General features: G+C 74.6%; 14 protein-coding genes. All 14 read left to right on the forward strand.

Annotated elements, in window-relative coordinates:
* The first annotated feature begins 164 nt into the window (after positions 1-164).
* A complete protein-coding gene (gene paaB / locus NH602_RS21100; RefSeq protein ID WP_253068709.1) occupies positions 165-551 on the forward strand; it encodes a 1,2-phenylacetyl-CoA epoxidase subunit PaaB in 387 nt (128 codons plus the stop codon).
* Entirely contained in the window at positions 548-1,426 is an 879-nt protein-coding gene (gene paaC, locus NH602_RS21105; RefSeq protein ID WP_073577390.1) for a 1,2-phenylacetyl-CoA epoxidase subunit PaaC, read from the forward strand. Before paaB ends, paaC begins: the two co-directional genes overlap by 4 nt.
* Entirely contained in the window at positions 1,423-1,911 is a 489-nt protein-coding gene (gene paaD / locus NH602_RS21110; protein ID WP_304580188.1) for a 1,2-phenylacetyl-CoA epoxidase subunit PaaD, read from the forward strand. The genes paaC and paaD overlap by 4 nt, the downstream gene beginning before the upstream one ends.
* Before the next feature lie 82 nt (positions 1,912-1,993).
* Positions 1,994-3,163: a 1,2-phenylacetyl-CoA epoxidase subunit PaaE gene (gene paaE / locus NH602_RS21115; protein WP_179762134.1), complete on the forward strand. Its 1,170-nt coding sequence runs from the start codon at positions 1,994-1,996 to the stop codon at positions 3,161-3,163.
* An 11-nt stretch (positions 3,164-3,174) separates the two neighbouring features.
* Positions 3,175-3,951 (forward strand): IclR family transcriptional regulator, encoded by a 777-nt coding sequence (locus NH602_RS21120; protein WP_083474260.1) that lies wholly within the window; start codon positions 3,175-3,177, stop codon positions 3,949-3,951.
* A 98-nt stretch (positions 3,952-4,049) separates the two neighbouring features.
* On the forward strand, positions 4,050-5,393 hold the full coding sequence (locus NH602_RS21125; protein WP_218899358.1) for an MFS transporter: 1,344 nt from the start codon (positions 4,050-4,052) through the stop codon (positions 5,391-5,393).
* Positions 5,390-6,454, forward strand: coding sequence for an aromatic ring-hydroxylating dioxygenase subunit alpha (locus tag NH602_RS21130; protein ID WP_178373008.1), 1,065 nt, complete (start codon positions 5,390-5,392; stop codon positions 6,452-6,454). The genes NH602_RS21125 and NH602_RS21130 overlap by 4 nt, the downstream gene beginning before the upstream one ends.
* Positions 6,451-6,642, forward strand: coding sequence for a hypothetical protein (locus NH602_RS21135; RefSeq protein WP_073577386.1), 192 nt, complete (start codon positions 6,451-6,453; stop codon positions 6,640-6,642). The genes NH602_RS21130 and NH602_RS21135 overlap by 4 nt, the downstream gene beginning before the upstream one ends.
* Positions 6,639-7,580: a PDR/VanB family oxidoreductase gene (locus NH602_RS21140; RefSeq protein ID WP_253068707.1), complete on the forward strand. Its 942-nt coding sequence runs from the start codon at positions 6,639-6,641 to the stop codon at positions 7,578-7,580. Before NH602_RS21135 ends, NH602_RS21140 begins: the two co-directional genes overlap by 4 nt.
* Before the next feature lie 27 nt (positions 7,581-7,607).
* The gene (locus NH602_RS21145) at positions 7,608-8,210 is read left to right on the forward strand and encodes a phosphoribosylanthranilate isomerase (protein WP_073577385.1); all 603 of its coding nucleotides are present in this window, start codon (positions 7,608-7,610) and stop codon (positions 8,208-8,210) included.
* Positions 8,211-8,481: 271 nt separating this feature from the next.
* Positions 8,482-9,624: a CaiB/BaiF CoA-transferase family protein gene (locus NH602_RS21150; protein WP_073577384.1), complete on the forward strand. Its 1,143-nt coding sequence runs from the start codon at positions 8,482-8,484 to the stop codon at positions 9,622-9,624.
* Complete coding sequence (locus NH602_RS21155) at positions 9,621-10,262, forward strand: GntR family transcriptional regulator (RefSeq protein WP_167409985.1); 642 nt, start codon at positions 9,621-9,623, stop codon at positions 10,260-10,262. The genes NH602_RS21150 and NH602_RS21155 overlap by 4 nt, the downstream gene beginning before the upstream one ends.
* A gap of 10 nt (positions 10,263-10,272) precedes the next feature.
* Positions 10,273-11,463 (forward strand): alpha-amylase family glycosyl hydrolase, encoded by a 1,191-nt coding sequence (locus tag NH602_RS21160; protein ID WP_073577382.1) that lies wholly within the window; start codon positions 10,273-10,275, stop codon positions 11,461-11,463.
* A gap of 222 nt (positions 11,464-11,685) precedes the next feature.
* Positions 11,686-12,013: hypothetical protein (locus NH602_RS21165; protein WP_253068708.1), on the forward strand; the 328-nt coding region annotated here is incomplete at its 3' end.

Below are 12,013 nucleotides of genomic sequence, written 5' to 3' on the forward strand. Positions count from 1 at the left end.
CCCCGCAGATCTCATGCTGGACCTCAACCGAGTCGAGCGAGCAGGGCGATGACCCAGCGGCACCTCGGGCGCATCGGCAACCCAATCACGATCACCGACACCCGGAGGGTGGACCAGTGAGCGAGCAGGACATGAGCACCGAGCGCAGCGCGGGCGGAACGAGCATGAACACCGAGAGCAGCGCAGGCGGAACGAGCATGAACGCCGAGGGCGGCCACGGCTCCGTCCCGACGACGGGTGTCGAGACCGGGCGGGGTGCGAAGCCGAGCCGTCGCGCCTGGCCGCTCTACGAGGTCTTCGTCCGCGGCAAGCGCGGGCTCAACCACGTCCACGTCGGGTCGCTGCACGCCGCGGACGACGAGATGGCCCTGCACAACGCCCGCGACGTCTACACCCGCCGCAACGAGGGCGTGAGCATCTGGGTGGTCCGCGCCGACGCGATCACCGCGTCCAGCCCGGACGAGAAGGATCCGTTCTTCGCCCCGAGCGGGGACAAGGTCTACCGGCACCCGACATTCTACGCGATCCCGGAGGAGGTGCCGCACCTGTGAGCGGCTCCGTCTACGACGGCCTCACCGAGGAGGGCGACGACCCGCGCTGGGCGTTCGGCTCGGGGTTCGAGGACAGCGAGGCGGACATCGTCGCGCCGGTTCCCGCAGGCACCGATCCGGCGGACCTCGCGGAGTACTGCCTGATGCTCGGCGACGACGCGCTGATCCTGTCCCACCGGCTGACCGAGTGGGTCTCGAACGCCCCGGAGCTGGAAGAGGAGGTCGCGCTCGCCAACACCGCGCTCGACCTGCTCGGCCAGGCCCGGGTGCTGCTGTCCCGCGCCGGGCACCTGACCGGCCGCGACGAGGACGCGCTGGCCTACTGGCGCGAGGTGTCGGAGTTCCGCTGCGTCGGGCTCGTCGAGCCGTCCGACGACCTGGACTTCGCCCGCGCCATCGCCCGGCTGCTGGTGTTCTCCAGCTGGCGGCTCGCGCTGCTGCACCGGCTCACGGACTCCGCCGACCCGGTGGTCGCCGCCGTCGCCGCGAAGGGGGTCAAGGAGGTCACCTACCACCGTGACCACGCCGCGCGGTGGACGCTGCGCCTCGGCGACGGCACGCCGGAGTCGCACCGGCGCATGCAGGACGCGCTGGAGTGGGTGTGGCCGCACCTCGGCGAACTGTTCCGCACCACCGACACCGAGCGACGCCTGGTCGCCGCCGGTGTCGCCGTCGACCCGGCGGACACCCGCGAGGAGGTCGACGCCGTGCTCGCGCAGGTGATCGGACGGGCCACGCTGACCGTGCCGCAGGTGCCGCCGACCGGCACGATCGGGGGCCGCGGCGGCCGCCAGGGCGTGCACACCGAGAAGCTGGAGCCCGCGCTCGTCGTGCTGCAGAGCCTCGCGCGCCGGCACCCCGGGGCGTCCTGGTGAGCGGGGCGGGCACGGTCGTCGCGCAGGTCGTCGACCCCGAGATGCCGATGCTCACCCTCGACGACCTCGGCGTGATCCGCTCGGTGTCCGAACAGGACGACACGGTGACGGTCACGATCACCCCGACCTACTCCGGCTGCCCGGCGATCGAGGAGATGCGCGCGGACATCCGCGGCGCGCTCGCCGCGGCCGGGTACACCGGCGTCGAGGTGCGGACGGTGTTCTCCCCCGCCTGGAGCACGGACTGGATCAGCGAGGCCGGGCGGCGCAAGCTCGCCGAGGCCGGCGTCGCGCCACCCGGGAGCGCCCCGCGGACGGGCGGACCGATCCCGCTGACGCTGGACGCGCCGTCGACGGTCGTGCCCTGCCCGCAGTGCGGGTCCCGGGCGACCGAGGAGCTGTCGCGCTTCGGCCCGACCGCGTGCACCGCGCTGCGGCGGTGCACCACCTGCCGTGAGCCGTTCGAGCACATGAAGGAGATCTGAGGGTGCGTGAGCATCGCAGCGAGCCCTGGCGAGCGAGGAGCGGAGCGTGCCCGGTGATCGACCGGACCGGCGAGGAGATCCGATGAGCGAGCGGCGCGCGGCGGCGTGGCAGGCCCGGGCCAACCAGGCGTACGGCCGGACGACGCTCGCCCTGGACGACGAGATCGAGGCCCTGCTGGCCGAGGACGACGCGCTGCCCGCCGGCTTCCACCGGCTCGTGGTGACCGAGGTCGACCGGCTGTGCGACGACGCCGTGGCCGTCACCTTCGACGTCCCCGAGGATCTGCGCGGGCACTACGACTTCCGGCCCGGCCAGTACCTGACCCTCCGGAAGGACACCGCCGACGGCGAGGAGCGCCGGTCGTACTCGATCTGCTCCGCCGCCGGGACCGCACCGCGGGTGGGGGTGCGCCGGGTCGACGGCGGCCTGTTCTCCGCCTGGCTGGTCGACGAGGTGAGCCCGGGCGACGTCGTCGAGGTCGGCCCGCCGGCCGGGTCGTTCACCCCGGAGCTGACCGCGGGCACGCACCACGGACTCGTCGCCGCCGGGTCCGGGATCACCCCGGTGCTGTCGATCGCGGCGTCGCTGCTGGCCGCGCACGACGACACCCGCGTCACCCTCGTCTACGGCAACCGGCGGACCGACACGGTGATGTTCACCGAGGAGATCGCCGACCTGAAGAACCGCTACGGCCCGCGGCTGCATCTGCTGCACGTGCTCTCGCGCGAGCCCACCGAGGCCGAGATCGTCAACGGCAGGCTGGACGCCGACCGGCTGCGGCTGCTGTTCACCGCGCTGGTCGACACCGGCGACGTCGACGACTGGTGGCTGTGCGGCCCGCTCGGCATGACCGAGGCCGCGGTCGCGGTGCTCGGTGAGCGGGGCGTCGAGCGGCGCCGGGTGCACCGCGAGCTGTTCTACGTCGACGAGCCGCCGCCGGAGGTCGACCGCCACGAGCCCGAGCCGGACGGCGACGGCGCGCAGGTCACGGTCGTCCTCGACGGACGGTCGACGACGCTGGCCGTCCCGGCGGGCGAGTACGTCCTCGACGCCGCCCAGAAGGTCCGTGGCGACCTGCCGTTCGCCTGCAAGGGCGGGGTGTGCGGGACGTGCCGGGCGAAGGTGACCGACGGCGAGGTGACCATGCGGCGCAACTACGCACTGGAGGACGACGAGGTCGCCGCCGGGTTCGTCCTCACCTGCCAGTCCCGCCCGGTGACCGACACCGCCACGGTCGACTACGACGCCTGATACTGGCGGGCATGACCACGTCGCGTCGCGGCCACCCGGTGGGACCGACCGGGTCGGTCGTGGTGCGCGCGCTCGGCCTGCTCGACGCGTTCGGCCCCGACCGGCCCGCGCTGTCGCTCAGCGACCTCGCCCGGCACGCCGACGTCCCGCTGTCGACCGCGCATCGGCTCGTCGCCGACCTGGCGGCGTGGGGCGCGCTGGAACGTGACGACGAGGGCCGCTACCGGATCGGGCTGCGCGTCTGGGAGCTCGGCGCGCTCGCCCCGCGCGGGCAGGCGCTGCGCGAGACGGCGCTGCCGTTCCTGGAGGACCTGTCCCGGGTCACCCGGGAGAACGTGCAGCTCGCGGTGCGCGAGGGCGCCGAGGTGGTGTTCGTCGAGCGGCTCGCCGGCTCCGGCGCGGTCCCGGTGCAGACCCGGGTCGGGGGGCGTTTCGCGCTCACCGCGACCGGGGTCGGGCTGGTACTGCTCGCGCACTCGCCGCCGGAGCTGCAGGACGAGGTACTGGGCGCGCGGATCGAGCGCTACACCCCGTTCACGGTGACCGACCCGCAGCGGATGCGCCGCATGCTCGCCGACGTCCGCCGCGACGGCCACTCGGTCAGCGACCGGCAGGTCACCGACGACGCGCTGTCGGTCGGCGCCCCCGTCTCCGACGCCCGTGGTCAGGTCGTCGCGGCCGTCTCGCTCGTCGTGCGGCACGGCAGCGTGTCCGCCCGCGCGCTCGCCCCGCTGGTGCGCACCACCGCCGCCGGGATCAGCCGCGCGCTCAGCACCTCCACGCGCTGAAACCCTTCCATTATCCGGAAGGAACGTACGGCGCGGCCCCCGTCGCCCCGCATCCTCGCTGCACCACCACGACCGCGCGGAGACGACGGAGTCCCACCATGCGCCCATCCCCCGCGGCGGACACCGTCCGCCGCCTGCTCGACGACGCACCGATGTCCCGGTACCAGTGGGGCGCGGTCGCGGCGTGCGTCCTGCTCAACGTCCTCGACGGCTTCGACGTGCTGGTCATGGCCTTCACGGGCCGCTCGGTCGCCACCGAATGGGGCCTGTCCGGCAGCCAGCTCGGCCTGCTCCTGTCCGCGGGCCTGGTCGGCATGGCCGCCGGTTCGGTCCTCATCGGACCGTGGGCCGACCGCGTCGGGCGGCGGCCGATCGTGCTGGGCTGCCTGGTCGTGGCGGGCCTCGCCATGCTGGGCTCGGCCGCGGCGCAGTCCCCCGGCCAGCTCGGCGCGCTGCGGCTGATCACCGGGCTCGGCGTCGGCGGCATCCTCGCCACCAGCAACGTCGTCGCCGCGGAGTACGCCTCGGCCCGCTGGCGGGGGCTCGCGGTCAGCCTGAACTCCACCGGCTACGCGATCGGGGCCGTCCTCGGCGGCGTGCTCGCGGCCACGCTGATCGGGCAGTTCGGCTGGCGGTCGGTGTTCCTCGCCGGGGGCCTGGCGACCCTGGCCGCGGTCCCGCTGGTCTGGTGGCGGCTGCCGGAGTCCCTGGACTTCCTGCTCGTGCGCCGCCCGGCCGGGGCGCTGGAGCGGGTCAACGCGCTGCTGGCGCGGATGGGGCACGCGGCGCTGCCCGCCCTCCCCGACGGCGCTCCGGTGCGGACCGGCGTCGCCGCGGGGTACGGGGCGCTGCTGCGCCCGGCGCTGCGCCGCACCACGGTGCTGCTCTGGATCAGCTTCTTCTGCGTGATGGCCGGGTTCTACTTCGTCACCAGCTGGACGCCGACCCTGCTGGTCGAGGCCGGGCTCTCCCCGGACGCGGGCATCGCCGGCGGCACCCTGCTCAACGTCGGCGGCATCTTCGGTGCCGCCGGGCTCGGCCTGCTCGCCGCCCGGTTCGCGCTGCGGCACGTGCTCGCCGGATACCTGCTGGCCACCGCGGTGCTGCTGGCCGTGTTCATCGCCAGTACCTCCTCGCTCGCGGTGGCGTTCGTCGTCGCCGCGCTGGTCGGGCTGTTCGTCAACGGCTGCGTCGCCGGGCTGTACGCGATGGCACCGACCTCCTACGGCGCCGACGTGCGCACCACCGGCGTCGGCACCGCGCTCGCGGTCGGCCGGTCCGGGGCGATCCTCGCGCCGACCCTGGCCGGGGCGCTGCTCGACGGTGGAGCGACCCCGCAGTCGCTCTACCTGCTCTTCGCGGCCGTGTTCGTCGGCGCGGCCGCCCTCGTCCTGCTGCTCCGCCGATCCGACACCCCCACCACCCAGGGAGTCCCCGCATGAGCTCGATCCCCCGCGACCAGTGGTACGTCGCCGCCTACTCCGCCGAGATCGGCCGCGAGCTGTTCGGCCGCACGATCTGCGACGAGCCGATCCTGTTCTGGCGCACCGAGGCCGGCCAGGTCACCGCGCACGCCGACCGCTGCGTGCACCGCCGGTTCCCGCTGTCCCAGGCACCGAGCCGGCTCGTCGGCGACACCGTCGTCTGCGGCTACCACGGCTTCACCTACGGCGCGGACGGGAAGTGCGTGGCGGTGCCGGGGCAGAACCGGGTGCCGCGCACGGCCCGGCTGGCGGCCTACCCCGTCGTCGAGCAGGACTCGCTGATCTGGGTCTGGATCGGGGACCCGGAGCGCGCCGACCCGCTGCGCATCCCCCGCGCGACCTACCTCGACGACGCCGCGTGGACCACGGTGCGCGGGATGGAGCCGCTGGCCGCACGGTTCTCGCTGCTGGTGGACAACCTGCTCGACCTGTCGCACGAGACCTACCTGCACGGCGGCTACATCGGCACCCCCGAGGTCGCCGCCACCCCGATCTCGACCGAGGTCGACGAGGACGCCGGCGTCGTCTACGTCTCGCGGCACATGGCCGACGCCGAGTGCCCGCCGTTCTACGAGCGCTCCACCGGCCTGTCCGGGCGGATCTCACGCTGGCAGGACATCGAGTACACCCCGCCGTGCCTGTACAAGCTGCACTCCCGGATCGCGCCGGTCGGCTCGGTCCCGCACGCCGACGGCTCCGACCCGGACGCCTTCCACGTGGAGGTCGTCTACGCGATCACCCCGGAGACCGAGCACTCCACACACGACTTCTGGATGGTCGCGCGCGACTTCGCCCTCGCCGACGTCGAGGTCTCGGCGTTCCTCGCCGAGCAGAACCGCACCGTCGTGCTGCAGGACGTCGAGGCGCTCGACGTGCTGGAGAAGGTGATCGCCACCGAGCCGGCGGGCTACCAGGAGCTGTCGGTCAACATCGACACCGGCGGGCTCGCCGCGCGCCGGATGCTCGCCCGGATGGCCGGCGCGGCACCGGCGGTCCCGTCCCCGGCGCCCGCCCGGTGAGCGCGATCCCCGAGGCCCCGCCCGTCCTGCACGGGCACCGTGTCCAGCGCATCCACTGGGTGCTGGGCACCGACCTGCTGCGCGCGGTGTGCCACTGCGGCGCCGAACGCGTCTTCGACGACCCGGTGCCGCTGTGGGACTGGCTGCTGGGCTGCCCCGTGGACCACGAGACCTGGAGTACGTCGTGACCGAACCCGAGCTGCGCCTCGAGGTGGAGAGGAAGGAGCTCCTCGCCGAGGACGTCGTGCTGCTGACCCTGCGCGACCCGTCCGGTGCCGAGCTCCCGGAGTGGACGCCCGGTGCGCACCTCGACCTCGTCCTGACCGCGGACCTCGTCCGGCAGTACTCGCTGTGCGGGGATCCGGGCGAGCGCTCGGTCTACCGGGTCGCGGTGCTGCGCGAACCCGCCGGGCGGGGCGGCTCGGCGCACGTGCACGACGTCGTCGCCGAGGGCGACACGGTGCTCGTCCGCGGGCCGCGCAACCGGTTCGCACTCGTCGACGCCCCGGGCTACGTGTTCGTCGCCGGCGGGATCGGCATCACCCCGCTGGTCCCGATGATCGCGGCGGCGCACGCCGCGGGCGCGGACTGGCAGCTCGTCCACGGCGGGCGCAGCCGGGCGTCGATGGCGTTCACCGAGCTCGCCGGGCGTCACCCCGACCGGGTGGCCCTGGTGCCGCAGGACGAGGCCGGGCTGCTCGACGTCGCCGGGATCCTCGCCGCGGCCGCCGGGCGACCCGTGTACTGCTGCGGGCCGGAGGGGCTGCTCGCCGCCGTCGAGGCCGAGGGGGAACGCCTCGGCGTGCCGGTGCACGTCGAGCGGTTCTCCGCCCGGCCCGGCGCGCTCGACGGCCCGGACGAGGCGTTCGAGGTGGAGCTGTCGGGGTCGGGGACGGTCGTCGCCGTCCCGGCGGGCTGCTCGATCCTCGACGCCCTGGAGGGCGCCGGGATCGCGACGCTGTCCTCGTGCCGGGAGGGGACCTGCGGGACCTGCGAGACCGGGGTCCTCGCCGGCGAGCCGGACCACCGGGACTCGCTGCTCACCGAGGAGGAGCAGGCGTCGAACGAGGTGATGATGCTGTGCGTGTCGCGCTCCCGGTCGCCGCGGCTGGTGCTCGAGCTCTGAGGCCGGGCGCCCCGTAGGGTCGGGCGCGTGTTCGTCAAGGTGTGCGGGCTGCGGACCCCCGGTGACGTCGACGCGGCCGTGGCCGCCGGCGCCGACGCGGTCGGGTTCGTCGTGTATCCGCCGAGCCCCCGCCACGTCGACCCGGCCGACCTCGGTGCGCTCGTCGCCCGGGTGCCGGACGGCGTGCGGTCGGTCGTCGTCGTCGCCGACCTGCCCGCCGACCGGGCCGCGGCGGTGACCGCCGACGCCGGCGCCGACGTGCTGCAACTGCACGGCCGCTACACCCGCGACGACTTCACCGCGGCCGCCCGCGCGCCGATCACCCTGTGGCGGGCGACCTCGCTGGCCCACGACCCCGACCTCACCGTGGGCCTGTACGGGGAGGACGTGCTGCTGCTCGACTCCCCCGTCGCCGGGTCCGGCGAGCGCTGGGACGCCGAGGCGCTCGACCCGCGACCGGCCGGGAGGTGGCTGCTCGCGGGCGGGCTGGACCCGGACACCGTCGCCACCGCGGTGCGCCGCGTCCGTCCCTGGGGCGTCGACGTCTCCAGCGGCGTCGAGTCGTCCCGCGGTGTGAAGGACCACGCCCGCATCCGCGACTTCGTCGCCGCCGCCCGCGCCGTGGGCTGAGGACCGCGCGGCCGATCCGAGCAGCACGTTTCCGCCCCACCGGGAGCCGCAACGTGCTGATCGACGTGGCTTGACGGCGTGACGGGGTGGGGCGTGTGCAGCGGCAGCACTCGAGAGATGCATGACCTCGCCGGATCGTGCATTATTCCGGCGATCAGGCACCGTTTCGACGTCGAGGAGCCGTCATGGCCGCGGGCGCACTGCAGGGCAAGGTCGCGATCGTCACCGGGGGTGCGTCCGGCATCGGCCGGGACGACAGGCGGAGCATCTGATGGCGCTCCCCCTGGACGGGCTGCTCGTCGTGTCCTGCGAGCAGGCCGTCGCCGCCCCGCTGGCGACCCGGCATCTCGCCGACCTCGGCGCTCGCGTCATCAAGATCGAACGCGAGGGCTCGGGCGACTTCGCCCGCGACTACGACGAGACCGTCCACGGCATGTCCAGCCACTTCGTGTGGCTGAACCGGTCCAAGGAGTCGGTCACCCTCGACCTCAAGTCCGACGACGGCCGCGCCACGATGCTGCGGCTGCTGGACCGGGCCGACGTGTTCGTGCAGAACTTCGCCCCGGGCGCCGCCGAGCGGCTCGGGCTCGGTGCCGCGGCGCTGCGCGAGCGGTACCCGCGGCTGGTGACCTGCTCGATCTCCGGCTACGGCTCGTCCGGCCCGTACCGCGACGCCAAGGCCTACGACCTGCTCATCCAGTCCGAGGCCGGCCTGGTCTCGATCACCGGCACCGAGGACGCGCCCGCGAAGAGCGGCATCCCGGCCGCCGACATCGGCGCCGGCATGTACGCCTTCTCCGGCATCCTGTCCGCGCTCTACGAGCGGGAACGCACCGGGCAGGGCACCGACCTGGAGGTCAGCCTGTTCGACTCGCTGGTGGAGTGGATGGGCTACCCGCTCTACTACGCCGGCTACGGCGGCACCGCCCCGAAGCGGACCGGCACCAGCCACGCCGCGATCGCCCCGTACGGCACCTTCTCCGCCGGGGACGGCACCGACGTCGTCCTGTCGATCCAGAACGAACGGGAGTGGGCGACGTTCTGCGAGGTCGTGCTGGGACGCCCGGAGGTCGCGACCGACCCGCGGTTCGCGAGCGGCCGGGCCCGGGTGGAGAACCGACCCGACCTGCACGCCGAGATCGACACCGTGTTCACTGGCCTGACCGGCGACGAGCTCGTCGCGCGGCTGGTGGAGGCGCGGATCGCGCACGCCCGGCAGCGCGAGGTCGGTGAGGTGCTGGAGCACCCGCAGCTCGCCGCGCGCGACCGGTGGACCGAGGTCGGCAGCCCGGTCGGGCCGCTGCGCGCGCTGCGGCCGCCGATCACCGTCGCCGGACGGACCGCGCGGATGGACCCGGTCCCGGCCGTCGGCGAGCACACCGACGCCGTCCTCGCCTGGCTCGACGAGCGGTGAGCACGAAACGCGACCGGATCGTCGACGAGCTGCGCCGCGACATCCTCGGCGGCGGCCTCGCCCGCGGGACGCCGCTGCGCCAGGACGAGCTGGCCCGCCGGTTCGGCGCGTCCATCACCCCGGTCCGCGAGGCGCTGAGCCTGCTGTCCGCGGAGGGGCTGGTCGTCGCCGAGCACCACCGCGGGGTGCGGGTCGCCGGCGTCGATGTGGACCGGGTGACCGCGACCTACGTGGTGCGCCGGCTCACCGAGGCCCACGCGGTCCGCCGCGCGACGCCGAGGGTCTCGCGGCACGACCTCGCCCGGGCCCGCGCCGTCCTCGACCGCCCCGCCGACGACCCGGCCGCCGCCCGCGAGCGGAACCGCGAGTTCCACTTCCTGCTCTACGACCGGTGCGGCGTGCCCGCACTGCCGGAACGGATCGCCGCGCTGTGGCAGGCGTTCCCGTGGGACCTGACCCTGCACGACGACGACCGCGCCGCCGCCTCGGCCGCCGAGCACCGGGCGATCCTCGACGCGGTGACCGACGGCGACGCCGACCGGGCCGCCGCCGCGACCGAGGCGCACGTGGCGGGCGGGTTCGCCTCGTTGCTCCGCGCGCTCGGCGGGGCGCGGGCCGGGGACCCGTTCGACGACTAGGGTCGCGTGGATGGACTGGGTACGGCACGCGATCTGGTGGCACGTGTACCCGCTGGGGTTCACCGGGGCCCACCCCGACCGCGGCGACGGCGCGGACCACTCGCTGCGGCGGATCGTCGGCTGGCTCGACCACGCCGTCGCGCTGGGGGCGAACGGGCTGCTGCTCGGCCCGGTGTTCGCCTCGGCCACCCACGGCTACGACACCACCGACCACCTGCGGATCGACCCGCGCCTGGGCTCGGACGCCGACTTCGACGCGCTCGTCGCCGAGGCGAAGGGGCGCGGCCTGCGGATCCTCCTCGACGGCGTGTTCAACCACGTCGGCCCCGAGCACCCGCGGCTGCTCGCCGCCCGCGCCGACCCCGGCGGGCCGGACGACGCCTGGTTCCGGCACACCGACGACGGGGAGATCGCCGTCTTCGAGGGCCACCCCGGCCTGCACACCCTCGACCACGACAACCCCGCCGTCCGCGACCACGTCGCCGACGTGCTGTGCCACTGGCTCGACCGCGGCGCCGACGGGTGGCGGCTCGACGCCGCCTACACCGTCCCCGACGACTTCTGGGCCGACGTGCTCCCCCGCGTCCGCGAGCGCCACCCGGATGCCTGGTTCCTCGGCGAGGTCATCCACGGCGAGCACGACGCGGTCACCGCCGCCACCACGATCGACGCGCTCACCCAGTACGAGCTGTGGAAGGCGATCTGGTCGAGCCTCAACGACGGCAACCCGCACGAGCTGGCGTGGGCGCTGCAGCGCCACGACCGGTTCGTCGCCGCCGCGGTGCCGAACACCTTCGTCGGCAACCACGACGTCACCCGGCTCGCGTCGCAGCTGCACGACCGCCGCCACATCGAGCTGGCCGTCGCCGTGTTGTGCACCGTCGGCGGCACCCCCTCGGTCTACGCCGGCGACGAGCTCGGCCTGACCGGGGTCAAGGAGGAGCGGGCCGGCGGCGACGACGCGGTACGCCCCGAGTTCCCCGCCGACGGGTCCCTCCCCTCCGGCGCCGACCCGCACGTCCTGGCCGTGCACCAGGAGCTGATCGGCCTGCGCAGGCGTCACCCCTGGCTGTACGACGCGCGGACCGAGGTGGCCGAGGCCACCGACGACCGGCTCGTCTACGTCAGCCACGGCGACGGTGGCGCCCTGCGGGTCACCCTCGACTACGCCGCGGGCACCTGGGACGTCCAGGACGTCTGACCCGACCTCGGCAACAGGTGGATCACGGTTGATCCTTCCGGCCGAGCGGCCCGCCACTCGCAGCACCGCGACGGCCGGTGGTCGCGGACCGGCCCCACGCGGACAACCCGATCCGTACGGTCGATCACGGAACGGTCACGGTCCTGATCCCCAGCAGGACCCGCGCGCCCCGCTCCCCAGGCACCCGGGCGCAGCCGACTCCGACGAGGAAGGACGCCCTGCGTGCCGAGGAACATCCCCGGCTCCGTGGCGGCCCGGCGCTCCCCGAGCCGGACCGACCCGAGCCGACCCCTGCCGTCGACGACCGTCGTCACCCGTGACGTCGGCCCGGAGCGGGGCGGGAGGCACCGCCGCGCGGGGCGGGCCCGCACCCTGCAGGCACTCACCTCCGCGCTCGCCGGTGGCGGCCTCGTCGCCGCGCACGCCGCGACCGGCGGTGGGCTCCCCCGGGTCGACGACCTCGCGTTGCAGGCGTTCAGCACCCCGGCCGCGGACGCCTCGCTCGCCGACGCGGTCCCGGCCACACCGACGGCGCACGCCGGCGCGGCCC

The organism is Pseudonocardia sp. McavD-2-B, assembly GCF_024124365.1.
Lineage (GTDB): Bacteria > Actinomycetota > Actinomycetes > Mycobacteriales > Pseudonocardiaceae > Pseudonocardia > Pseudonocardia alni.